Annotated in this window: 16 protein-coding genes; 4 read left to right on the top strand and 12 right to left on the bottom strand. The window is 62.0% G+C overall.

All coding sequences use genetic code 11. The annotated features are described in order from the left end of the window. Positions 1-23 precede the first annotated feature (23 nt). Positions 24-1952 (top strand): PAS domain-containing sensor histidine kinase, encoded by a 1929-nt coding sequence (locus QWJ46_RS03495; protein ID WP_302749041.1) that lies wholly within the window; start codon positions 24-26, stop codon positions 1950-1952. Here the strand turns inward: QWJ46_RS03495 and QWJ46_RS03500 are convergent, their stop codons facing one another. From QWJ46_RS03500 to cyoA, 6 genes are all read right to left on the bottom strand, one after another. Further along, positions 1953-3098, bottom strand: coding sequence for an acyltransferase (locus tag QWJ46_RS03500; protein WP_302749042.1), 1146 nt, complete (start codon positions 3096-3098; stop codon positions 1953-1955). It abuts the gene before it with no gap. Between the two features lie 132 nt (positions 3099-3230). Continuing rightward, entirely contained in the window at positions 3231-3989 is a 759-nt protein-coding gene (locus QWJ46_RS03505; protein WP_302749496.1) for an SURF1 family protein, read from the bottom strand. Between the two features lie 38 nt (positions 3990-4027). Beyond that, entirely contained in the window at positions 4028-4429 is a 402-nt protein-coding gene (gene cyoD / locus QWJ46_RS03510) for a cytochrome o ubiquinol oxidase subunit IV (RefSeq protein ID WP_184455730.1), read from the bottom strand. Further along, a complete protein-coding gene (cyoC, locus tag QWJ46_RS03515) occupies positions 4426-5046 on the bottom strand; it encodes a cytochrome o ubiquinol oxidase subunit III (protein ID WP_302749043.1) in 621 nt (206 codons plus the stop codon). Before cyoC ends, cyoD begins: the two co-directional genes overlap by 4 nt. 5 nt (positions 5047-5051) lie before the next feature. Beyond that, complete coding sequence (cyoB, locus tag QWJ46_RS03520) at positions 5052-7055, bottom strand: cytochrome o ubiquinol oxidase subunit I (RefSeq protein ID WP_302749044.1); 2004 nt, start codon at positions 7053-7055, stop codon at positions 5052-5054. A 42-nt stretch (positions 7056-7097) separates the two neighbouring features. Next, positions 7098-8273, bottom strand: coding sequence for a ubiquinol oxidase subunit II (cyoA, locus tag QWJ46_RS03525; RefSeq protein WP_302749045.1), 1176 nt, complete (start codon positions 8271-8273; stop codon positions 7098-7100). A 366-nt stretch (positions 8274-8639) separates the two neighbouring features. Between cyoA and QWJ46_RS03530 the strand changes: the two genes are divergently transcribed. Next, complete coding sequence (locus QWJ46_RS03530) at positions 8640-9971, top strand: MFS transporter (RefSeq protein WP_184455737.1); 1332 nt, start codon at positions 8640-8642, stop codon at positions 9969-9971. A 168-nt stretch (positions 9972-10139) separates the two neighbouring features. Here QWJ46_RS03530 and QWJ46_RS03535 read toward each other — a convergent pair whose 3' ends face one another. Continuing rightward, a complete protein-coding gene (locus tag QWJ46_RS03535) occupies positions 10140-15530 on the bottom strand; it encodes a DUF4347 domain-containing protein (protein WP_302749046.1) in 5391 nt (1796 codons plus the stop codon). Positions 15531-16123: 593 nt separating this feature from the next. Here QWJ46_RS03535 and QWJ46_RS03540 point away from each other — a divergent pair. Together QWJ46_RS03540 and QWJ46_RS03545 are read left to right on the top strand one after the other, a co-directional pair. Beyond that, positions 16124-16582: a hypothetical protein gene (locus tag QWJ46_RS03540; RefSeq protein WP_302749047.1), complete on the top strand. Its 459-nt coding sequence runs from the start codon at positions 16124-16126 to the stop codon at positions 16580-16582. Beyond that, positions 16579-16869 carry a type II toxin-antitoxin system RelE/ParE family toxin gene (locus QWJ46_RS03545; protein ID WP_302749048.1) on the top strand — a complete coding sequence of 97 codons (291 nt, stop codon included), beginning with the start codon at positions 16579-16581 and terminating at the stop codon, positions 16867-16869. The genes QWJ46_RS03540 and QWJ46_RS03545 overlap by 4 nt, the downstream gene beginning before the upstream one ends. A gap of 6 nt (positions 16870-16875) precedes the next feature. Here the strand turns inward: QWJ46_RS03545 and QWJ46_RS03550 are convergent, their stop codons facing one another. From QWJ46_RS03550 to QWJ46_RS03570, 5 genes are all read right to left on the bottom strand, one after another. After that, on the bottom strand, positions 16876-17343 hold the full coding sequence (locus tag QWJ46_RS03550) for a cyclic nucleotide-binding domain-containing protein (RefSeq protein WP_004679746.1): 468 nt from the start codon (positions 17341-17343) through the stop codon (positions 16876-16878). Between the two features lie 97 nt (positions 17344-17440). Further along, complete coding sequence (locus QWJ46_RS03555) at positions 17441-20155, bottom strand: ABC transporter ATP-binding protein (RefSeq protein WP_302749049.1); 2715 nt, start codon at positions 20153-20155, stop codon at positions 17441-17443. Between the two features lie 181 nt (positions 20156-20336). After that, positions 20337-21482, bottom strand: coding sequence for a glycosyltransferase family protein (locus tag QWJ46_RS03560; RefSeq protein ID WP_302749050.1), 1146 nt, complete (start codon positions 21480-21482; stop codon positions 20337-20339). Continuing rightward, on the bottom strand, positions 21479-22726 hold the full coding sequence (locus QWJ46_RS03565; RefSeq protein ID WP_302749051.1) for a glycosyltransferase: 1248 nt from the start codon (positions 22724-22726) through the stop codon (positions 21479-21481). The genes QWJ46_RS03560 and QWJ46_RS03565 overlap by 4 nt, the downstream gene beginning before the upstream one ends. A 9-nt stretch (positions 22727-22735) precedes the next feature. Beyond that, positions 22736-23944 carry a glycosyltransferase family protein gene (locus QWJ46_RS03570; RefSeq protein WP_184455749.1) on the bottom strand — a complete coding sequence of 403 codons (1209 nt, stop codon included), beginning with the start codon at positions 23942-23944 and terminating at the stop codon, positions 22736-22738. Positions 23945-24009: the final 65 nt, after the last annotated feature.

Below are 24009 nucleotides of genomic sequence, written 5' to 3' on the forward strand. Positions count from 1 at the left end.
GCGCTGGTAACCGAGAGGGGCAGATGGAAGTGCTGGATCGACATGATACGTCTCTTGACGAAGAGGGGCGCTTTCGTCTTCTGGTCGATGCCATCACCGACTATGCCATCTATATGCTGAGCCCGGAAGGCATCGTCACCAGCTGGAATACCGGCGCTCAACGCTTCAAAGGCTACAAACCTTCGGAAATTCTCGGCGAGCATTTTTCCCGTTTCTACGTGGACGAGGACCGCGCCGCGGGTATCCCCGAGCGCGCGCTCGCCACGGCGGTGGAAGAGGGCCGGTACGAGGGGGAGGGCTGGCGCCGGCGCAAGGACGGCAGCCGCTTCTGGGCGCATGTGGTCATCGATCCCATCCGCCACCCCTCCGGCGAACTGGTCGGCTTTGCCAAGATCACCCGCGATCTGACCGAGCGCAGGGCCGCCGAACACGCGATCCGCCAGAGTGAGGAGCAATTTCGCCGTTTGGTCCAGGGCGTTTCGGACTATGCGATCTACATGCTCGATCCCGAGGGCAATGTCAGCAGCTGGAATTTCGGCGCCGAGCGCATCAAGGGTTACCGGCCTGATGAAATCATCGGCCGGCATTTCTCGACCTTCTATACGCCCGAGGATCGCGCGGCCGGCCTGCCGGAGAAGGCGCTCCGGGTCGCGCGCGCCGAAGGCCGGTTCGAGAGGGAGGGCTGGCGTGTCCGTAAGGATGGCAGCCGTTTCTGGGCGAGCGTCGTCGTCGACGCTATCCGCGACGAAGACGGCGAAGTACTAGGTTTCGCCAAGATCACCCGCGACATCACCGAAAAGATGGAAACGCAGCGGGCGTTGGAGCAGGCGCGCGAAGAGCTTTTCCAATCGCAGAAGATGGAGGCGATCGGCCAATTGACCGGCGGTATCGCCCATGATTTCAACAATCTGCTGATGGCGGTGCTCGGCAGTCTCGAACTCCTGAAGAAGCGCATGCCGCAGGACCGCTCGCTGACGTCGCTGGTCGACAATGCCATGCAGGGCGCCCAGCGGGGTGCTGCGTTGACGCAGCGCATGCTTGCCTTTTCCCGCCGGCAGGAGCTGCACATGGAGCCGATCGACGTCTCGGGCCTGGTGCGCGGCATGATGGAAATTCTGAGCCGCTCGCTCGGCCCCCTCACCACGATCGAGACCTCCTTCCCGGTCAGGCTGCCGACCATCCTCACCGACCCCAACCAGCTGGAGATGGCGATCCTCAATCTCGTCGTCAACGCGCGAGACGCCATGCCTTCCGGCGGCCGCATCATGCTTCGCGCATCCGAGGAAACGATAACCGCAGGCAAGGGGCCGCTCTCGGCCGGCCGCTACATCCGCATCGCGGTGATCGATGAAGGCGAGGGCATGGATACGAAGACGCTGGAGCAGGCGGTCACGCCGTTCTTCACCACTAAGGGTGTCGGCAAGGGCACCGGCCTCGGTCTTTCCATGGTGCAGGGTCTCGCAAGCCAGTCCGGCGGCCGGCTCCTCCTGAAGAGCACGCTGGGCGAAGGCACGACGGCCGAGCTATGGTTTCCGGTCGTGATTGCCGAACAGACTGCCGAAGCACCGGCCGACATGCCGCAAAAACCGGATAACCCGCAGCAGGGGCTGCGCATCGTCGCCGTCGATGACGACGGCCTGGTCCTGATGAATACGACGCTGATGCTGGAGGATCTCGGCCACACCGTTTTCGAGGCGATGGCCGGTCCGGAGGCGCTCGACATTCTGCGCAAGCAGCCGGTCGATCTGGTCATCTGCGATCACGCCATGCCGAGGATGACGGGGGCGCAGCTCGCCGAGGCGATCCGCAGCGAATGGCCAGAGATGCCGATCATTCTCGCCACGGGTTACGCCGATCTGCCCGACGGCGCCGGCGCCGCCAATCTGCCCCGCCTAGGCAAGCCCTTCTCGCAGGCGCAGTTGGCCGAAGCGATCAGCCGGATCGCTTGTTAGCTAGGCGCGAAGCTTCTCGTCGCCATTCTCCCGGATGCCCGTGCGGGCGGCTCCCTCGCCGCCCAGCAGGCGCTTTTCGGTCTCTTGCAGGTCGAGGATCGCCTGTTCGATCGTCTCAGCCGGAGTTTCCCGCGAGTCTGCGCGCCACCGATGATGCCGCCACAAGCCGACGAGCAGGCGTCGGCTCGGAACTTCTATCGTCTCGTGAATGAACCATGCTCCTGCGGCCGCAACGCCAAGCGCCACCAGAATGAGCACCGGTTCCGGCATCAGAGCCTCGAAAGCCCGGCGCACAAGGAACATGATCGGGACGTGGAAAAGATAGAGCGAAAAGCTGATCGCGCCGAAGAACCGCACGGGCGCCGCTGCCAGGACATGGGCTGCGATGGGAGGCTGTCGAGCGACGAGTGCCACGATGACGGCTGCTGCGGCCGCGCTTTGCAAGCTCCAGAATTCAGGGGAGAAACCAGGCAAGACATGCCTGTAAACGAAGAACACCGCCAGAAGGAACAGCGTGAAAGCGCCTGTGGAGGCGGATGGCCTCCACTTGTCCCAGCAGGAATGCATCGCTCCGGCAAGGGCGCCGAACAGAAAATAGGGGAGCTTGGAAAGAAGCAGTATGCCTGGCCCCGGCAGTTCAAGCAGACCATCCACCACGACCAGCACCGCCAAGCCTACGATCACACCGCTATAGCGCTGCGGGCGGCTCAAACAGAGCCAAAGGATCGGGAAGAACAGATAGAACTGAATTTCGGGTGGAATTGACCAGAAAACGCCGCTCGAGCCCAGAAGAAAGACGTGACGGAGAAATTCCGTGCCGCCGATGATCGGCTGAACGAAGTTTAGACTTTGCATGCCGGACAGCATCGCCACGAGCAGCACGGCAGCCAGATAGACCGGATAGATGCGGGCAAAGCGGCTCACCAGAAAATCCAGGACATTTTCTCTGGTCACCGGCCGCGAGCCGTAGAGATGGGCCATCAGAAAGCCGCTGAGGGCAAAGAACAGGCCAACGGCTTCGCTGCCCATAGTGATGAGATGCGAGGCTGCATTTGGAAAAACAAGGCCGATATGCGCTTGCACGACCAGAAGCGCGGCGAGACCGCGCAGACCATCGAGACTGGGGATGTAATCCGGCCGGCTCATGTGCAACTTTGAAATGTTCTGTTCAGGCAAGCAGTATCGGACATCGCTTTACAAGAGATTAATCCGGCGCGCGCAAACTACCGGTGTGCAACTGCTGCTTGCCGGTGCGCCCGAATGAAGCAAGCGACCGCTCTAGTCTCGGCGGCTTGTTACGATCTCGCCGCGAACAACAAACACCAGCAATGCCAGCACCATGACCGCCAGCCCGTACCAGGTGATCGCATAGACGAGATGGTTGTTGGGGAAATGGATGACGGTGAGGCCGCCGACGGGCAGACCGCCGGGATTGGCCGCGGCGTCGGCATCGACGAAATAGGGCGCGACCGCGCCGAGGCCGCGCTTTTGGGCGATCGCTGCGACATCGCGCGAATACCAGCGGTCGGCGGCGACGTCGTTGGATTGGAGCAGCGATCCCTTCGGCTCGGTCATCCGCAGCAGCCCGGTGATCTCGATCGGGACCGATATCTGACCGTCGCGGCGCGAGGCCGGGTCGCGCCTGTCCGTCGGCACAAAGCCGCGATTGACGAGGATCGCGGTGCCGTCAGCGAGCAGCAGCGGCGTCATCACCCAATAACCCGGGCCGAGCACGGTCGAGGCGTAGACCAGCGTTTCCTTGTCGTTGGCCAGCATTCCCTCGACGCTCACCCGGCGATACTCGTCTTTTGCGGCATTGACCTTATCCCAGTCGGCGCGTGCCGGGGCCGGCACGGCGGCTGCGTGCACGCGCTGGTCGACGCGGGCGATGAGGTCGCGCTTCCAGCCCAGGCGTTGAACCTGCCAGGTGCCGAGACCAAAGAGGATGGCGGCAAGCAGCGCCAGGCAGACGGCGAAAAGCGCGCGTTTTGCCCGGAAATGCCGTCTTTCCGATGTTTCGGTGGGGGCTTCGCTCATCCGGCTTAGGGCGGCGCTGCCGCCGCCCCTCATTGCTGTCACGGCATGTTCTTCATCATCTCCGGGCTCATCGGCATCATATTGGAGTTGAGATGATGCATGACCCAGAGCGAGCCGGAGAGCGCGATGGCGACGATGATGAGGGTGAAGATCAGCGCCATCATCGTCCAGCCGCCTTCGCTCCTGGGGTTCATGTGCAGGAAGAAGACCATATGGACGACGATCTGGATGGCGCCGAGGCCCATGACCAGCACCGCCGTCAGCGCCGGGCTGGCGACGACGCCGGACATAACAAGCCAGAAGGGAAGGGCGGTCAGGACGACGGAGAGCGCGAAGCCCGTCATGTAGCTTTTGAACGTCCCGTGGCCGGCTTGGTGACCGTGGCTGTGGCCGTGATGCGCCTCGTGGGCATCCTCATGGGTGGGTGCTTGCGAACTCATCCGAGAACTCCGAGCAGATAGACGAAGGAAAAGACGCCGATCCAGACGACGTCGAGAAAGTGCCAGAACATTGACAGGCACATCAGGCGGCGGCGGTTGGCCTCGACCAGCCCGTGCATCGACACCTGCACCATCAGCGTGATCAGCCAGATGATGCCGAAGGTGACGTGCAGCCCGTGGGTGCCGACGAGCGTGAAGAAGGAGGAGAGGAAGGCGCTGCGCGTCGGCCCGGCGCCCTCGCGGATCAGGTGGATGAACTCGTAGAGTTCCAACCCGATGAAGGCCGCGCCGAAGAGGCCGGTGACGGCAAGCCAGAACAGCGTTTCCGCCTTGGCGTTCCGCTCCATCTGCAGCATGGCGAAGCCGTAGGTGATCGAGGAGAAGAGCAGCATCGAGGTGTTGAGGGCGACGATCGGCAGATCGAAGAGATCGGCCGGCGACGGGCCGGCGGCATAGTTGCGGCCGAGCACGCCGTGCGTGGCAAACAGCACCGCGAAGATCAGGCAGTCGCTCATCAGATAGAGCCAGAAGCCGAGATTGGTGCTCCCCTCCGGATGATGGTCTTCGGTCAGATAGAATTCAGGCTTTTCGGCCGTGTCGATGGTTTGATCGCTCATGGTCATTACACCTGCTCGGCAAGCAGCGCCGTGCGCTTGCCTTCCGTTTCGGTCACCTTACCGGCGGGGATGTAGAAGTCGCGTTTGTAGTTGAAGGTATGGCCGATCGCCACCACCAGCAGTGCGACGGCGGAGAGGATCACCAGCCACCACATGTACCAGATCAGGCCGAAGGCAAGCGCGATGCTGATCGCCGACAGGATGGCGCCGGTGCCGGTATTCTTCGGCATGTGGATCGGCTTGAAGCCGCCGAGCGGGCGCTCGTAGCCGCGCCTTTTCATGTCGTACCAGCTGTCATGGTCGTGGACCACGGGCGTAAAGGCGAAGTTGTAGTCCGGTGGCGGCGAGGAGGTCGACCATTCCAGCGTCCGGGCATCCCAGGGATCGCCGCTGTCGTCGCGCAATTCCTCGCGTTTCATGAAGCTGACGACGATCTGGATCAGGAAGGCGGCGATGCCGAGTGCGATCAGTCCGACGCCGAAGGCGGCAATGATGAACCAGATCCGCAGCGACGGATCCTCGAACTGGCTCATGCGGCGGGTGACGCCCATCAGGCCGAGCACATAGAGCGGCATGAAGGCGAACCAGAAGCCGATCTGCCAGAACCAGAAGCTCATCTTGCCCCAGAAGGGGTCGAGTTTGAAGCCGAAGGCCTTCGGGAACCAGTAGTTCACGCCGGCGAACATGCCGAACAGAACGCCGCCGATGATGACGTTGTGGAAGTGGGCGATGAGGAACAGCGAATTGTGCAGCACGAAGTCGGCCGGCGGCACGGCCAGCATGACGCCGGTCATGCCGCCGATAACGAAGGTCACCATGAAGCCGACCGTCCACAGCATCGGCACCTCGTAGCGGATACGGCCGCGATACATGGTGAAGAGCCAGTTGAAGATCTTCGCTCCCGTCGGAATCGAGATGATCATCGTCGTGATGCCGAAGAAGGAGTTGACGGAAGCGCCCGAGCCCATCGTGAAGAAGTGGTGCAGCCAGACGATGTAGGACAGGATCATGATCACGCAGGTGGCGTAGACCATCGAGGCGTAGCCGAACAGGCGTTTGCCGGAGAAGGTGGCGACCACTTCCGAAAAGATGCCGAAGGCCGGCAGCACCAGGATGTAGACCTCCGGGTGACCCCAGATCCAGATGAGGTTGATGTACATCATCGGATTGCCGCCGAGGTCGTTGGTGAAGAAGTTCGTCCCGGCATAGCGGTCGAGCGACAACAGCGCGAGCGTTGCCGTCAGGATCGGGAAGGAGGCGACGATCAGCACGTTGGTGCAAAGCGCCGTCCAGGTGAAGACCGGCATCTTCATGAAGGTCATGCCGGGCGCGCGCATCTTGACGATGGTGGCGATCAGGTTGATGCCCGACAGCGTCGTTCCGACACCGGCCACCTGCAGGCCCCAGATATAATAGTCGACGCCGACGCCCGGACTGTAGGCGGCCCCCGACAGCGGCGGATAGGCGAGCCAGCCGGTCTGGGCGAATTCGCCGATGAACAGCGACAGCATGATGATGATCGCGCCGGCGGTGGTCATCCAGAAGGAAAAGTTGTTGAGGAAGGGGAAGGAGACGTCGCGCGCCCCGATCTGCAGCGGCACCACGAAGTTCATCAGGCCGGTGACGAAGGGCATCGCCACGAAGAAGATCATGATGACGCCGTGGGCGGTGAATATCTGGTCGTAATGGTGCGGCGGCAGGTAGCCCTCCGACCCGTTGAAGGCGATCGCCTGCTGGACGCGCATCAGGATCGCGTCGGAAAAGCCGCGCAGCAGCATGATGACGGCGAGGATCACATACATGATGCCGATCTTCTTGTGATCGACGCTGCAGATCCAGTCGTGCCAGAGCGGGCCCCAGAACTTGAAATAGGTGATGGCGCCAAACACGGCGAGACCGCCGATGACGACGCCGATAAAGGTCACGACCAGAATCGGCTCGTGGTAGGGAATGGCGTCGAGGGTCAACCGGCCGAAGATCAACTTCAGGAGGTCAGGATTGGAAAACATGGAACAACCCGTTCATTATGTCTTGCGACGCAAAGCGCCAGGTTAATTGTTGTTGTTGAGCTGCGCCGGCGCCGACCCGGCGCCGTTGCCCGTGCCGGGCATGGAATGGCCGTCATGTTGCATGTCCATGCCGGGCATTCCGGGCATGTCGTGCTGCATGCCGTTGCCGTCGGTGCTCTTGGGCGGCTCGACCTGCGCCGGAACGCCCGTTGCCGGCACGGTAGCCCCAGGCTCGACGACGCCTTCGCCGACATGGCGGTTGTCGTATTGCAGCTTCTCGCGGTTTTCGGCGCTTTCCTTGCCGCCGCCGCCCGTCATGTCGATGTGCATCATTTCGTTCATGCACATCTTGCCCGGCGTGGCGCACATGTTGAGGATGGCGTCGTAGAGATCGGCGTCGGCGCCGGCATAGTAGCGCACCGGCTCCTTCTCGCTCGGCTTCTCGAGCTTCAGATACGCGTCGCGGTTGAGCATCGTGCCCTGCTGCTTGACCTTGGCCACCCAGGCGTCGAAGCCTTCGCGGGTGAGGCCGTGGAACTTGAAGCGCATGTGCGAGAAGCCGGCGCCGCTGTAATTGGCGGAGAAGCCTTCATATTCGCCCTCCCGGTTGATGACGGCGTGCAGCTTCGTCTCCATGCCGGGCATGGCGTAGATCTGGCCGGCAAGGGCGGGGATGTAGAAGGAGTTCATCACCGAGGATGCGGTGATCTTGAAATTGACCGGCATGTCGACGGGCGCGGCGAGCTCGTTGACGGTGGCAATGCCGAGTTCGGGATAGAAGAACAGCCATTTCCAGTCGAGCGCCACGACCTCGACGGTCAGCGACTTGGTATCGGCCGGGATGGCGCGCTCGGCATCGAGCCGGTCGAGCGGGCGGTAGGGATCGAGCTTATGCGTGGAAATCCAGGTGACGGCGCCGAGCGCAATGATGATCGCCAGCGGTGCCGCCCAGATGACGATTTCGAGGCGGGTCGAATGATGCCATTCCGGCGCGTAAGCGGCGGCCGTGTTGGAGCGGCGGTAGCGCCAGGCGAAGAGCAGCGTCAGGAAGATCACCGGGACGATGATCAAAAGCATCAGCACCGTCGAGATGACGATGAGATCGCGCTGTTGCACGGCGATGTCGCCGGCGGGCGCCATGACCACCATGTTGCATCCTGCCAGGAAAAGCAGCGGCAAGACGGATAGAAGGCGGGAAAACTTCATGAGTTTTTGCACGTCTCTAAGCTCTTGTTGTTTCGTTTTGACCGCGACTAAAGCACTGAACCCGAGAACGACATGAGGCGGAAAGTCGCAGTGCAGCAAAGATGCCGCAGTGCGGCAGAATCGTGTTGCGCTAGCGCCTTGAAATCCTGATGAAATTAAGAAGGATTTTTTGCGCGCGCATGTCCCCTCAATATATCCGCAAGAGCCGGCCCGGCCAGCTTTGGCAGGGAAAAATCACTGCCGGGATCACGCAATTTTTCCTCAATTTAAGCCGCGATGATGAACTATTTGCATCTTACGGACTTGATAAGCCTGCGGGTTTGATCAAGATCAGGTTGAGGCGCCGTGCCGAAAGCGCCTCAACGAGGGAGGCGTTTCATGGCCACAGCATCGCATTACGGACCGTCATCGTCGTCGCTGGAACGCGACGCGCGGCGCATTCACGACGACAAGCCGGTTTCGCCGGGCAGCATCGCCATCGGCGTGGTGATCGGCCGCATGTCGGAATTCTTCGATTTCTTCGTCTATGGCCTCGCCTCGGTCCTGGTCTTTCCGCAGCTGGTCTTTCCCTTCGCACCGGACAGGCTGACGGCGACGCTCTATTCCTTCGCCATCTTCTCGCTCGCTTTCCTCGCCCGCCCCGTCGGGTCCGTCGTCTTCATGACGATCGACCGGATGTACGGGCGCGGCACCAAGCTCACGATTGCGCTCTTCCTGCTCGGCGGCTCCACGGCCTCGATCGCCTTCCTGCCGGGTTATGCGGAGATCGGCGTCTGGTCGATCGCGCTGCTGGCGCTCTTCCGTCTCGGCCAGGGCTTTGCGCTCGGCGGCGCCTGGGACGGACTGGCATCGCTGCTGGCGCTCAACGCGCCGCCCAATCACCGCGGCTGGTACGCGATGATCCCGCAGCTCGGCGCGCCGATCGGCTTTGCGCTGGCAAGCACGCTCTTCGGTTATTTCGTCGCCAACCTGTCCAGCGAAGATTTCCTCTCCTGGGGCTGGCGCTATCCCTTCTTCGTCGCCTTTGCGATCAACGTCGTGGCGCTGTTTGCGCGTCTGCGCCTGGTCATGACCAAGGAATTCGGCACGCTTCTGGAGCAGCATGAGCTGGAGGCCGCACCGATTCTCCAGGTGCTGCGCGTGCACGGCCGCGACATCCTGATCGGCGCCTTCGTGCCGCTCGCCAGTTTCGCGATGTTCCACCTGGTCACCATCTTCCCGCTCGGCTGGATGAGCCTCTACGGCAATCAGCCGATCGGCGCCTTCATGGTGGTGCAGGTGGTCGGCGCCATGGTCGGCGTCGTCGCCATCGTCGCCTCAGGGCTGATCGCCGACCGCATCGGCCGCCGCGCCCAGCTCGCCATCTGCGCCGTCATCATCGCCATCTTCAGCTTTATCGGGCCGATTCTGATCGGATCGGGCAGTAACGGCCACGACGCCTTCGTCATCATCGGCTTCGGCGTGCTCGGCCTGTCCTTCGGCCAGGCGACCGGTTCGATCTCGTCGCGCTTCGGCCGCGGCTATCGCTATACCGGCGCCGCCTTCACCTCGGACCTCGCCTGGCTGATCGGCGCCGGCTTCGCGCCGCTGGTGGCCCTCAGCCTCTCCAGCCGCTTCGGCCTGACCTTCGTCGGCTACTACCTGCTCTCCGGCGCCATCTGCACGCTGGCAGCACTCGCCTTCAGCAAGGCGCTGGAACAGCGCGAATAGGCGGAATGACGGCACGTCCGCGTTCCAGACCCGGCCCAAATCCGGACGCTGCCGCCGATCGGGATCGAGCCACGGGGCTCGATCCGCCTTCGGACCTCTGTAAACGAGCGAAGGATATGCCGCGCCGTCCTAGCGCTGGTTTGCCTCACATCCCGATGCGGGCCGCTCCTAAACTAACAAGAAGTCATTAGCAGCCAAATTGCTCTCATTGACGCCCGCAAGACGCAGTGTTGTGTCGCCGTCGATCGTGAGAAGCCAGTCCGTGCCGGTGTCCTCTCCAGCCTCGAGGATGTCGGCGAAGCTTTCGAAAGCGCTATTGGCGATGCTTATCAAATCCCCTGCGCCCGGACCTTCCTGGAAATCCACGATCATGCTGTTACCGGCCAGATTGGCGGCAAAGACGAAAGTGTCGTTGCCCAGCCCGCCATTGAGGCTGTCGTTGCCGGCGAGGCCATAGATGGTGTCATTGCCGTTGGACGTGGTGATGGTGTCGTCGCCGCTGCTGCCGGTGAAGTTCACCGCCCGGCCGAGAAGCTCGTCCGTCAGGTCGACGTCTCCGGGTCCTGCCAGGGTCAGGGATACGGTGTCCGCCTCCTGGCCCACATAGCTGACGATGGTGTCGAAGCTTTCGAACTGCGCCGCCGTCGCCTTGATGCTGGGATTGCCATAGGAGTTATAGGTCACCAGCCGCTCGACGTTGGAGATCGAGAGCGTCGAGATGTCGCCCGACTGCTGCGCCTGCAGACTGTCGAAGCCGCTGCCGCCGTCAATGACGCCGCTGGCGGCGGTAGCTCCGAACAGGGCCATAAAATCATTGCCGTCGCCGCCGCTGATCGAGATCGTGCCGCCAGCGCCGATGAGCGCCCAGCTGCCGTCATTGCCCGCACCCAGGTCGATGATGTCGTTGCCGGGGCCGCCTCCTCCGAAGAAAGCGCCCGCGGCCCCATCGATGAAGTCGTCGCCGGCGCCGCCCGACAGAACGTCGTCACCGGCGCCACCGCTGATGCCGTCATTGCCGTCGCCGCCGCTGATGGTGTCGTTGCCGGAACCGCCGCTGAGGCTGTCGTTGCCGGTACCGCCGGTGATCGTATCGTTGCCCACGCCGGTGGTAATGCTGTTACCTGCCGTAGCGTCTGCAGTCACGACGGCGCTTCTCAACCCCAGCTCATCCGAGAGATCCAGCGATCCTCCACCCGATATCCGGATGTCGACCAGGCTGGCCGCGTGCGCCGGATCATCAAAGGTCGTGATGGTGTCGAAGGCATCAAGCTGCGCTACGGTGCCAAGCACAAACTCGGCGCTCGTCGTATAGATCTCAACGTTCGATATTGCGAGGCCCGTCAGATTGCCGCCCGTCACGAAAAGCACGTCTCGGCCGCTGCCACCGTCGACGTTGCCCGTCATATTCGCTCCGGTCCACATCGCGTCGTTGCCGGCCCCGCCGGACAGCGATGCCACGGCGCCGCCGAAGTCCGACATCGTATCGTCGCCATCGCCACCATCGAGGACGTCATCACCGCTCTCGTCATAGAGAACGTCGTTACCCTCTCCGCCGATCAGAACGTCACTGCCGCCGCTTCCAAACAGCGAATCATTGCCTCCAGCTCCGAAAAGCGTGTCGTTCCCCGACCCGCCGTCTAACGTGTCGCTGCCAGCGCCGCCAGTGATCGTGTCGTTGCCTACGCCGGTGGTAATGCCGTTGCCTGCCGTGGCGTCTGCAGTCACGACGGCGCTTCTCAACCCCAGCTCATCCGACAGGTCGAGCGATCCCCCACCCGATATCCGGATGTCGACCAGGCTGGCCGCGTGCGCCGGATCATCAAAGGTCGTGATGGTGTCAAAGGCATCAAGCTGCGCCACGCTGCCAAGCACAAACTCAGCGCTCGTCGTATAGATCTCAACGTTCGATATTGCGAGGCCGGTCAGATTGCCGCCCGTCACGAAAAGCACGTCCCGGCCGCTGCCGCCGTCGACGTTGCCCGTCATGTTCGCTCCGGTCCACATCGCGTCGTCGCCGGCCCCGCCGGACAGCGATGCCACGGCGCCGCCGAAGTCCGACATCGTATCGTCGCCATCGCCGCCGTCGAGAACGTCATCACCGTTCTCGTCATAGAGAACGTCGTTACCGTCTCCGCCGATCAGAACATCACTGCCGCCGCTTCCAAACAGCGAATCATTGCCTCCAGCTCCAACAAGCGTGTCGTTCCCCGACCCGCCGTCTAACGTGTCGTTGCCGGTACCGCCGGTGATCGTGTCGTTGCCCACGCCGGTGGTAATGCCGTTGCCTGCTGTTGCGTCTGCAGTCACGACGGCGCTTCTCAACCCTAGTTCATCCGACAGGTCGAGCGATCCTCCACCCGATATTCGGATGTCGACCAGGCTGGCCGCGTGCGCCGGATCATCAAAGGTCGTGATGGTGTCAAAGGCGTCAAGCTGCGCCACGCTGCCAAGCACAAACTCAGCGCTCGTCGTATAGATCTCAACGTTCGATATTGCGAGGCCCGTCAGATTGCCGCCCGTCACGAAAAGCACGTCCCGGCCGCTGCCGCCATCGACGTTGCCCGTCATGTTCGCTCCAGTCCACATCGCGTCGTTGCCGGCCCCGCCGGACAGCGATGCCACGGCGCCGCCGAAGTCCGACATCGTATCGTCGCCATCGCCGCCGTCGAGAACGTCATCACCGTTCTCGTCATAGAGAACGTCGTTACCGTCTCCGCCGATCAGAACATCACTGCCGCCGCTTCCAAACAGCGAATCATTGCCTCCAGCTCCAACAAGCGTGTCGTTCCCCGACCCGCCGTCTAACGTGTCGTTGCCGGCGAGGCCATAAATGGTGTCGTTGCCGTTGGATGTGACGACGGTGTCGTCGCCGCTGCTGCCGGTAAAGATCACCGCCCGGCCGAGAAGCTCGTCCGTCAGGTCGACGCTTCCCGGTCCTGCCAGGGTCAGCGATACGGTGTCCGATTCCTGGCCCACATAGCTGACGATGGTGTCGAAGCTTTCGAACTGCGCCGCCGTCGCCTTGATGCTGGGATTGCCATAGGAGTTATAGGTCACCAGCCGCTCGACGTTGGAGATCGAGAGCGTCGAGATGTCGCCCGACTGCTGCGCCTGCAGGGTATCCAGCCCGTCGCCGCCGTCGATGACGCCGCTGGCGGCGGTGGCCCCGAACAGGGCCATGGAATCGTTGCCGTCGCCGCCGCTCACCGAGATCGTGCCGCCAGACGCAATCAAAGCCCAGCTCGAATCGTCGCCCGCACCCAGGTCGATGATGTCGTTGCCGGGGCCGCCTCCTCCGAAGAAAGCGCCCGCAGCCCCATCGATGAAGTCGTTACCGGCGCCGCCCGACAGAACGTCGTTGCCGGCGCCGCCGCTGATGCTGTCGTTGCCAGTGCCACCGGTGATGGTGTCCGCACCCGAGCTGCCGGTGATGCTGAAGCCTTCGGTCTGACTTGACAGGTTGATAACAACGCCAGCCAACGCAGCGGCGGCGGAAATGGCCTCGGCGCCGGAAAGCTGGCTGTCGTTGCGACCGTTCAGACCGGTGGATGTCGAAGTGAGATTGACCGTGTCGCTGCCACTGCCGAGGTTGACGGTCGTAAATCCGTTCATTTCGGTGCCGGTGAGCGTCACAGTGTCACTGCCAGAGGAACCGTTTAGAGTCTGTAGGTTGGTCAAAGTTCCGGTAGTGAAGTTGTTGGTGCCTGCCACAAAAAGTATATTGGCGCCAGCTCCGCCATTGATCGATTCCGCACCAGTGAAATCGCCGTTGTTGACGACAAATGTGTCGTCCCCGCCGCCGCCCACCATCGTATCAACCCCCGAGCCGCCGGTGATGATGTCCGCACTCGAGCCACCGGTGATGGTGTCCGCACCCGAGCTGCCGGTGATGCTGAAAGCTTCGGCCTGACTTGACAGGTTGATAACAACGCCGGCCAACGCAGCGGCGGCGGAAATGGCCTCGACGCCGGAAAGCTGGCTGTCGTTGCGGCCGTTCAGACCGGTGGATGTCGAAGTGAGATTAACCGTGTCGCTGCCACTACCGAGGTTGACCGTCGTAAATCCGTTCATCTGGGCGCCGGTGAGAGTGACAGTGTCGCTCCCCGAGGAACCGTTCAGGATCCGGAGGTTGGTCAACGTGCCGGTGGTGAAATTGTTGGTGCCTGCCACCAAAAGTATATTGGCGCCAGCTCCGCCATCGATCGATTCCGCACCTGTAAAGTCGCCGTTGTTGATGACAAATGTGTCGTCCCCGCCGCCGCCCACCAGCGTATCCACCCCCGAGCCGCCGGTGATGATGTCCGCGCTCGAGCTGCCGGTGATGGTGTCCGCGCCCGACGTACCATTTATTGCGATGATATCGTTACCGCTGGTGCCCCATGCCGAACTGCCGTTGCCACCGAATGTCCAAGCCGCCGCACTGAAGTTCGAAGCGTTTTGAATAATGACCGTCTGATTTCCGGTCGAACCACGCAAGTCGAGCGACAACGACAAGCCCGTTGCACCAAACTGATTTGCGTTGAAAGTAACAGCAGTTCCACTGCCCGAAATGGAAAGAATTTCCATGGACAGGAGACGACCTGCCGGGAGGACGGAAAAATCAGCTGTTGCCGTAACATTCAAAGTGTCGATACCGCCGCGGCCATCGAAGATGTCACTCGATTGCACCGTCCCGGCACCTATTTTGAAAGTGTCTGCCCCAGGACCTCCAATCTGGTTATCCTGGCCGGCTGTGGCGCTGAAATTCGACAAGACGCCTTGGTAGGCGGCTAGACCAGAACGAGTGAGGGGTGGTGTAGATGCCGCGTTCCCGAATTGCAGGTCAAGACACCATGAGCCCCCAAGGGATACTGCGCCAATGAAGCCAGATGCTGCGGCAACGGAGCGGTTCAAGCAGCTATGAAGGAATTCGGCGAAACGCCTACCGACATCGTTTTTGCCGGTGGCGCAGCACCATAATTGCATGCTGCCATTTTCGCCCAGCGCCGCGCTGATTTTGGCTAATGATTCGGTCGAGCCGGCAACATCGCGCTCTGAGAGGGTCCCAGACGAGAACCTGATTTGACCCGGATCGCCGTGCGCTACGACATGAACTCTGTCAAGGTGGCTGTAGGCGGACAGGTGACGTGCCATCTGGCGAATGGCAGGTTCCCCATCGGATAAAACAATAGCCTCGACTTCTGGGCGCAGACCGCCAAGGAAGGTTTCCAGGTCGTTGATGCCTTGGTCAATGAAGGCGATTTCGCGCGGCGCCTTAAGAACCTGGTTCTTCGTCGCCGTGCCGGCAATGGCCGAGTTGTCTGGCGCGCGACCGTTCGCGCGAAGCGATACAACGCTACTGAAATTCGGTGCTGGCGAGTATGACCCAGCGCTCGCGCGCACCGTAGTCATACTTGCGCGCGCAGCGTCAAGGTAGGATGTGCCGCTCGATGGCAATGACGTCAGAACAGAACCTGAAACTATCTCGTCCTGGTTCAATCCGATCAACATGATATTGGAAAGTTGATCCTTGAAACGAACTGAGGTGATTTCGTTGATCTTTAGCAATTTGTTCGGCATAGCATACCCCCTGAGGACAACAGGAAGACTTGCTCGGCGCTGACGGTAGCTCGGAGTTTGCGGCGTGCTAAGGTAATTCTTGCCCGCCAAGGCATGCGTCCACACAGTTGAGCGGCGTTAGCCACTCAAAACTCTCCTATCCGAAGTTACCCCGTGGAGTGCGTCCCCCAGCTTACTTCTAGAATATTAGAAATACATCAATCATCGCAGTAAGTCCAATAACCAGTTCGGTAGTAAACGCTATCGGAAAGACAACATACATAATCCGTTCCAGGAAAGTTCTACGATGTCATAAGCATCACATGGGCTTGCCCGTCACTGGTTGAGATTGGTAGCTACGGCAATTGAGCAGGTGGGGCGGTGGTGGGGCTCACCCAGACGGAACTGGCTTCCATGCTCGGCGAATACCAGTCGTTCGCACGGCTGGAATGTTCAACCCCGGTTAGGCTGGGGTGAGGGGCAGCCACCGGCGAACCGAACAGTCGTGGCCTTGCTCACATCCACCGTGCCGACCATAGTGCAATTTCAATTATTGAACGCATTGCAATCTATAATTAATTGCATATTATATTCGCGACCAGCGAGGATGGGCCATGACCGCAGAAACCATCGATCATTCGACCCTTTCCCGCCTTGTCGAAGCAGGGGCGGTGGACGCTGCTCATGTTGTCGGGAAAACAGGCGGCTGGTCCATTGTCATCCGCTACGGCAAGGCCGAGCGCCCGCTCGCCGCCCAACGCAGCCGGCAGGTGCGTCTGTTCAAGCGAATGGACACTCTGGTTTCCTATCTCAAGGATGTCGGCATTTCGCAGTTCGATGTCGATGCCGGTGATTACGCGCCTGAAAAGGCTTCTCGTCCCGATCGTGCGGAAGCTCTGCGTCGGACTCACGAGGCGGCGGAATACGACAAGTGGTTCCGCGAGCAGGTCGAAGAGGCGATCCGGGAAGCAGACGATCCGAACACGGTCTGGATCCCGCACGACGTCGTCAAGGAAGAGATGGCGCGCGAACGGGCGGAGCTGGTGGCGCGGCTTAAGGGCAAAGCCAAGTGAAGCTCTTCTGGCGTGCGAAAGCTGAATCAGATCGCAAGAGAGCTATTCAGTTTATCGCCGACCAGAATGTCGGCGCTGCGATAAGCCAGCTTGATGAGATCGAGCATCAGACCGATTTGCTCATCGATCAGCCGGAGATCGGCAGGCCCGGACGCATTAATGGAACGCGCGAACTGGTAATTTCACGCACATCTTTCATCGTGATCTATCGTGTTCGCCAGAAAATCAAACAAGTGGAAATTTTGCGCCTTCTGCACGGCGCTCAACAATGGCCATCGAAACGCTGAATATTCTTACTGCGCCATCTGCGGCTGTTTTGCCGCCCTCGCCGCGGTCAGTTCCGCCGTGGTGTGGTTCAGGCGGTCGGCGAGCACCCGCATGATTTCCACGGCCATCTCGGGGAAATCGCTGAGCAGCTTCAGGAAGTGCTCCTTGCTGATGCGCAATACTTCGAGCGGCGAGGTGGCGCGTACCGTCGCCGTGCGTGAGACATCGCAGAGAATGGCGATTTCGCCGACGATGGAATTGAGCTCGACGTCGGCGACCTTGATCTCGCCGGCCGGCGAGGAGACGATGATATCGGCGCTGCCGGAAAGGATGACATAGGCGGCGTCGCCGACATCGCCCTGGTGGAAGAGATCCTGACCGGCCTTGTAGGTCATGCGGTCGGAGGTGAAGGCCAAAAGCTTGAGTTTCGCTGGTGCAATCCTCGAAAAGATCGGCACCCGGCGCAGCATTTCGACTTCGTCTCTCAACAGCATGAGCGTTTCAATCCCCTGACGCAGGGTTCTTGGAACCATGCGCCTCAATTCCGGGCGTTCCCCCGGGAACGCCTACCATCGCCGCCCCAATAGAATATTACGATAACAGTTCCTTGAACATCCCGTTTTTCTCGGAAAGTTCCGGATAGTTTCCGGCTTCCGCCAGCCCGCCGCGGTCGAAGAGCAGGATCCGGTCGAACATTTCGGCCAACCGCGCATTCGAAAGCACCCAGATGATCGCCGGGCGCTCACCTTCCTTATGCAGGTCTTCGATGATGTTGCGGGTGATCTGATCCTGAACGCGCTGGTCGAGTGCCGACAGCGGCCGGTTGAAGACGAAATAATCCGAGCGCTTCAGCAGCGCGCGGGCCAGGTTCAGCTTCTGGCGCTGCACCATGGTCAGCCGCTTGCCGCCGGAGCCGACGTCGAATTCGAGGCCGATCGACAGGACATCGTCGTAAAGGTCGAGTGCGTCGAAGAGTTCGCCCATGATGGCGCGGATGCGGTCGGAGGCGTCGGCCTGCTGATAGGCGATACGGCCGAAGAGCACATTGTCCATCAGGCTTGCCGACGGGGTGAAGCGCTCGGCGTCGTAGCGCTCGATCAGCTCGGCGAGATCGGCCGGAATATGTGCATGGAACTGCTTGCGGGCGCTGACGATTTTGTCCATCAGCTCGTTGGTCAACAGGCCGAAGCGGTGGCGCGGCTCGATATAGGCGAAGCTCAGCCGGATGATGGCGGAGCGTTCCTCGGGTGTCGCGTCCTCGAAGCGGCGGCTTTGCAGCTTCTGCAGCAGCGCCTGATAGGTCGGAATGTCGTCCGCCGTCATGAAGGTCAGCTGCTGGAAGAAAGGATGATCCGGCGGCAGGTCGTGGAAGAGTTCGACGGCGTTTTCGGCGATCTCGAGGCCCATGGCGTAGAGATCGGTGCTGAGGCCCGTCTCGCGGAAGAGCTGCTGGAAATAGGGATGGGCGGCAAGCCGACGGTTGGTCATCAGCGGCCGCTTCATCGTGCCGAAGAGCAGGTTCTCACCGACAGTCGCCTGGGCGTTGTAGGCGTCGAAATCGAAAGGCACGACGATGCCGTCAAGACCTTCGTCGCGCAGCCGGTCGCGCAGCGAGGCGCGCAGCGCCACGACATGGTCGCTGACCGCCACATGCACCTCGGTATTGACGTTCGAGCGCAGCGCCAGGTCGAGGATGTCCTGCGAGATCAGCACGGCGTCGAGCACCGGTCGGATCGCTTTCAGGAGATCATCCGGTCCATTGGCGCCGGCCGCCTGGTAATCCACCCAATCGCTGTTGAGGTCGAGCGTCGGATTGCCGGCCTTCACCGCCTCGATGGAATGCCATTTATACTCCAGCGCTTCCTTCTCGTCGTAGACGGCGTCGATCATCGGCGCGTGCTTGAGGCCGTAGAGCAGGTTGCTGGCGAGCGTGCCATGGAAGAAGAAGGTGTCGGCCGAGGCATAGGAGATGCGGCGGCCGGTGATCGATTCCGGCAGCTCGAGCAGGTCGCGTCCGTCGATGGTGATGCGGCCGGAGTCGGGCCAGATCATGCGGCCGAGCGCTTCGGCGAAGGCTTCGGCGCCGCTGCCGTTCGGACCGACGATCGCAACCGTCTCATTCGGCTTGATTTCGACCGAAACGTGGTCGACGAGGCGGGCGCCGCTGTCGTCGGAGAGCGTCAGATTGGTGACGACGAGCGCGCTGGTCAGTGCGCCCACGGGCGCGGTCGCCAATTCCTGGATGCTGCTCTCGATCAAGGGCTCGACGTTGAACTGCTCGTAGACCTGCTGGTATTTCACCTGCACGTCCTGGCGCATCTGGTCCCAGTCGATCAGCTCCTTCAGCGGCCCGGGCAGATCCTTGTAGGCTGATATGACGGCGACGAGCTGGCCGATGTCGAGCCGGCCCTGCAGCGCGAGATAACCGCCGATCGCGTAGAACAGGAAGGGGGTGACCTGGGCGAGAAAGTTATTGATGAACTTCACCAGGAACTTCCACTGGTAAAGGTCGTAGCGGATCGAGAAGATGCGGCCGAGCCGCCAGGCGATATCGGCGCGTTCGAGGTTGGATGTGTCGTTGCCGTGGATCGTGCCGATGCCCTCGACGATTTCGCCGACGCGGCCGGAAAGCTCGCGCGCCGTCAGCTGCCGCTGGCGTCCGAGATCCAGCAGACGTTTGCGCATGCGGGGAATGACGACCGCCTGCACGCCGACGATGGCGGCGGCGATCATGCCGAGCCAGAAATTCTGCACGATGATGAAGGCGAGCGCGGTGATCGCCTGGCCGCCGAGCAGGGCGGGCGAGACGAAGGCGTCGCCGGTGAAGCCGCCCATCGGCTCTACCTCGTCCTTGATCATGGTGGCGATCTCGGCCGATTTCACCCGCTTGAAATGGGCCGGCGGAAACCGCAGCACCCGGTCGATCAGTTCGAAGCGGATGCGCCGCAGCATGCGTTCGCCGAGCCGGCCCTTGTAGGTGTTGATGTAGAACTTGAAGAGCCCGTTCAGCACCACCAGCGCCAGGAACACCAGGCTCAGGGCCATCAGCATCTGGAAGCGGTCGAGCTGCACGCCCTTGAAGAATTCGACATGGCCGATCAGCGGAATATCATAGGCGATATGCATGAAGGTCTGGGTTGCGCCGGGGCCTTCAAAGCCGTCGCCCTGGATCGGTCCGTTGACGATCTGCTTCGGCAGATCGAAGGACAGGAAATAGGGGATCATCGAGGCCGCGACGACAGCCAGGATCCACAGCTGCTGCAGCCGCGTGTTCTTCCAGATATAGCGGGCGAGGCTCTTTTCCATGGCTAACCGTCAGCGTGCTGGGAAATTCCGAAGGCGCGATCCGGGCGCGGGACGGGAGGAATTGTCGAGAACAGGACCATGCAGCCGGACCGCCGATATCGCAATGAAAACAAGGCGAAGGGACCGGCTGCAGAAAGGCCGATTCTCGCCCGAACTCTGCTTATATCACAGGATTTTTAAATTAGGCGAGCGATTCGGCAATCATGGATCGAATGATGGCGGCCGTCTTCTCCGCCCCGTCGAGATCGAGCGAGACCGGCCCCTGCCGAGGCGCTGCCAGCGCCTTTTCGACAGCCTCTTTCACATGGGCCGAGGTCAGCCCCTGTTCCGGCAGGATATCGGCAAGACCCAGCGCCTGCAGCCGTTCGGCGCGCACTGTCTGTTCGGTCTCGCCGCCGGCGACGAAGGGGATGAGGATCGGCCGGCACTCGGTGCGCAAGAGGTCGCCGACCGTGTTGTAGCCGGCCTGCGAGATCGAAACGGTGGCACCGCGCAAGAGCGAGGGAAAATCCTTGCGAAAGCGAACCAGCGTCACATTCGGGGCTGCATCCCGCGACAGTCTGGCAAAATCGGCTTCCGGCAGGTTGGGGCCTGAGATCAGCAGCCAGCGAAGATCGCCCGGCAGCAACGTCGCCGCCTCCTTCGCCGCGCCAATCAGCTCGGCGCCGACCGCGCCGCCGCCGGCCGATGCGATGATTTCGAAGGTTTCCGTCGGTTCGGGCGCCGGCGGCGGCGTGACGAGGCCGGTATAACGCAGCCTGTCGGCGATCTCAGGCGTCAGCGGGAAGGTATCCTCGAGCCTGACGAAGCCGGGATCGCCATGGACGAGCACGGCGTCGAAGTGATCCTTGACCAGCGCGACGGTCTCGGCATCGCGGCCGGCCTTGCGGTTTTCCTGTAGGATGTCGCGCACCGAGCTTAGGAGTTTGGGCCGCGGTTCGGCCTCTTCGATCGCTTGAAGCAGGGGCAGGAGTTCGAAGCGCATCTGCCGGCGGCCGAAGGGGAAGGCCTCGATGATGACGACATCGGGCCTTGCGGCGTGGAAGGCGTCGAGCAGCAATTGCCGGCGAGCGGCGAGGAATTCTTCGCCGGCCGGCCGGCCATCGGCATCGGCGAGGCCGGAGAAACCGGCATTGCTGGCGACGACCGCCGGCAGGGCAAAAGTCTTCACACCCTCGCCGGGAAAGCCCGGCACGGGCAGGCCGCCGGTCACGACGGTGACGTCGAAGCCGTCCTTGACCAGCGCGTTGGCGATGCGGCTGGCGCGGGCGATGTGGCCGATGCCGAGCAGGTGCTGGACGTAGAAGAAGATGCGTGGTGCCGTCATGAGGCCTTCTGCCATTCGGCCTCGAAAAGGCCGGCGAGCTGTCTGATGCTGGAGTGATAGTCGAACTCCTCGCGCACCCGCCTTTCGGCGGCGTCGCCGAGGCGCTGGCGCAGCGCCGGATCGCGGATCGCCGCCTCCAGCGCCCGGGCGAGCAGCGCCGGATCCTCCGGCGGCACGACGAGGCCGTTCTCGCCGTCCGTCAGCAGTTCCGGCACGCCGGATACTGTCGTGGAGATGCAGACGAGGCGCTGGCTCGAGGCCTCGACCAACACGTTCGGCAGGCCGTCGCGGTCGCCGTTGGCGGCGATGCGGCAGGCCAGCGCAAAGAGGTCGGCGCGGCGGTAGTGGTCGAGCACGTCTTCCTGCGCCATGGCGCCCTTCCAGACGATGCGGCCGGAGAGGCCGAGCTCGGCGGCGAGCGCCTTCAGCGTCGCAAGCTCGCCGCCGCCGCCGATATGCTCCATGCGCCAATGGAGATCGGCGGGCAGCAGTGCCAGCGCTCGCAGCAGGACGTCGTAGCCCTTCTTCTCGACGGCGCGGCCGACGCTGAGGATGAAGGCCGGATCAGCCGGGTCGTTGCCGGTTCTTTCGGAACGCGCGCCGGAAAAATGGCCGAAGCGGGCGAGATCGAGGCCGTGGTAACTCAAATGTACGGCCTCCTTGCGCAATGTCAGCATGCGCATGTGCTCGTAGCCAGTCCGGGTGCAGGTGACGGTCCAGCGGGCGCTCTTCAGCTTCTCCTTCAGTTCCCAGTCGGGCGAGGTCCATATGTCCTTGGCATGCGCCGAACAGGTCCAGGGCGTGCCCGTCAGGATGCTGGTATATTCCGTCACCGAGGCCGGCGTATGGATGAAATGGGCATGCAGCCACTCGCCCCCATCCGGCCATTCGCGCGCCAGCACCAGCGCCTGACCGAGGCGGCGGAAGCGGTTGCGGGAGAGGTCGCGCTTGAGGTCGGCGAAGAAGCGTTTGAGCAGCGCCTTGAAGCCGGTTTTACCGAAGCCGGCGACGAGGCCTTTCAGCACGCGGATCGGTTCCTCGTGCAGATATTCCGGCAGATAGACGACGCGCGCCTTGATCTCGTCATGCACGGGATGGCGCTTCTTGTCGGTCGGCCGGCGCATGGATATCAGCGTCAGGTCGAAGCCGGCCCTTTCGAGGCCGAGCAGTTCCTGGGCGATGAAGGTTTCCGAAAGGCGGGGATAGCCTTTCAGCACGACGAGGATCTTGCGGCGTGGCGGCAATTCTGTGCCCTATTCTGCGCCGACGACGGCAAGGTGGGTGGCCCGGCCGTCGAGCCACCGGCCGACGGTCTGCGAGATGTGGTCCAGCCCTTCGAGATGCATATTGCTGCCGCTTTTCGACGGCGGCAGGCGGGAGGGCAGGCGCTTCAGCGCCGCGGCCATGATGGCGGGATCAACCGATTGCTCCGGCAGCAGCATGTCGACGAGGCCGAGTTCGCTCGCCCGCTTGGCGCGCAGCAGCTGTTCCTCGCGCGGCTTGACACGGGGCACGATGAGGGCCGGCTTGTCGAAGGAGAGGATCTCGCAATAGGTGTTGTAGCCGCCCATGGCGACGACGCCGGTGGCGCCGGCGATCAGCTCTTCCATGTGGTTGTCGAATTCGATCACCTCGATATAGGGAATGGCTTCACCCTTCTGCACCAGCTTGGCGCGCTCGGCGGCCGGCATATAGGGCCCGAGCACGACCAGCGCCTTCTGCGTCAGCGTCGGGTCGGCCTCATAGGCGTTCATGACGTCGTGGACGAGATCGGAGCCGTCGCCGCCGCCGCCTGTGGTGACGAGCAGATAATTGTCCTTGCGGGCGTTGATCGAGCTCTTGCCCTTGGAGACGCTGCGCTGCAGGAATCCGACAAAATCCATCTTGCGGCGCAGGCTCGCCGGCACGTCGAGACCAACAAGCGGATCGTAGAAATCCGGGGGTCCGTAGACCCAGACGCTGTCATAGTATTGGTCGATCTTCTGCATGACGCTGTTCTTCTTCCACTCGGCCTCGAGCAGATGCGGCGCGTCCATGATTTCGCGCAGCCCCAGCACCAGCACGGTGCCGCGGGCCTTGAGATAGGCGAGCGTATCCTCGACTTCGCCCTTCAATCCCATTGGCTCCTTGTCGACAATGAAGATATCCGGCTGGAAGGTCTCGGCCGTATGGCGGATGCTCGATTCGCGCATCTTCAGCGTCTCGTGCAGATCGATATGGCTGGCGAGCGACGTATATTCGCCGTTGCGCAGCTTGATGACGCTCGGGATCTTCACGAAGTCGACGCGGGCGCGGTAATCGAAGGCGCCGGCGATCGTCGCCCCCGAAATGATCAGGATGTTGAGGCCGCGATAGTCTTCGACCAGCGCATGGGCGATGGTGCGACAGCGCCTGAGATGGCCGAGGCCGAACGTGTCGTGGCTGTACATGAGGATGCGAGCATCTTCGAGACGTCTGGCCATGGGTGTTCCCTCCGGGGTGAACAACATGAATTAGTACCCCCACCGTCCGGAGGCCAAGAGGCGGG

It is taken from the genome of Rhizobium sp. CBN3 (assembly GCF_030518245.1).
GTDB lineage: Bacteria > Pseudomonadota > Alphaproteobacteria > Rhizobiales > Rhizobiaceae > Rhizobium > Rhizobium aethiopicum_A.

What these genes read in the sequence shown, in the direction of transcription:
- QWJ46_RS03530 (WP_184455737.1), top strand. Translation starts at nt 8,640, where the DNA reads ATGGCCACAGCATCGCATTACGGACCGTCATCGTCGTCGCTGGAACGC.
- QWJ46_RS03540 (WP_302749047.1), top strand. Translation starts at nt 16,124, where the DNA reads ATGACCGCAGAAACCATCGATCATTCGACCCTTTCCCGCCTTGTCGAA.
- cyoD (WP_184455730.1), bottom strand. Translation starts at nt 4,429, where the DNA reads ATGAGTTCGCAAGCACCCACCCATGAGGATGCCCACGAGGCGCATCAC.
- QWJ46_RS03550 (WP_004679746.1), bottom strand. Translation starts at nt 17,343, where the DNA reads ATGCTGTTGAGAGACGAAGTCGAAATGCTGCGCCGGGTGCCGATCTTT.
- cyoB (WP_302749044.1), bottom strand. Translation starts at nt 7,055, where the DNA reads ATGTTTTCCAATCCTGACCTCCTGAAGTTGATCTTCGGCCGGTTGACC.
- QWJ46_RS03495 (WP_302749041.1), top strand. Translation starts at nt 24, where the DNA reads ATGGAAGTGCTGGATCGACATGATACGTCTCTTGACGAAGAGGGGCGC.
- cyoC (WP_302749043.1), bottom strand. Translation starts at nt 5,046, where the DNA reads ATGAGCGATCAAACCATCGACACGGCCGAAAAGCCTGAATTCTATCTG.
- QWJ46_RS03500 (WP_302749042.1), bottom strand. Translation starts at nt 3,098, where the DNA reads ATGAGCCGGCCGGATTACATCCCCAGTCTCGATGGTCTGCGCGGTCTC.
- QWJ46_RS03535 (WP_302749046.1), bottom strand. Translation starts at nt 15,530, where the DNA reads ATGCCGAACAAATTGCTAAAGATCAACGAAATCACCTCAGTTCGTTTC.
- QWJ46_RS03560 (WP_302749050.1), bottom strand. Translation starts at nt 21,482, where the DNA reads ATGACGGCACCACGCATCTTCTTCTACGTCCAGCACCTGCTCGGCATC.
- QWJ46_RS03555 (WP_302749049.1), bottom strand. Translation starts at nt 20,155, where the DNA reads ATGGAAAAGAGCCTCGCCCGCTATATCTGGAAGAACACGCGGCTGCAG.
- QWJ46_RS03505 (WP_302749496.1), bottom strand. Translation starts at nt 3,989, where the DNA reads ATGAGCGAAGCCCCCACCGAAACATCGGAAAGACGGCATTTCCGGGCA.
- QWJ46_RS03570 (WP_184455749.1), bottom strand. Translation starts at nt 23,944, where the DNA reads ATGGCCAGACGTCTCGAAGATGCTCGCATCCTCATGTACAGCCACGAC.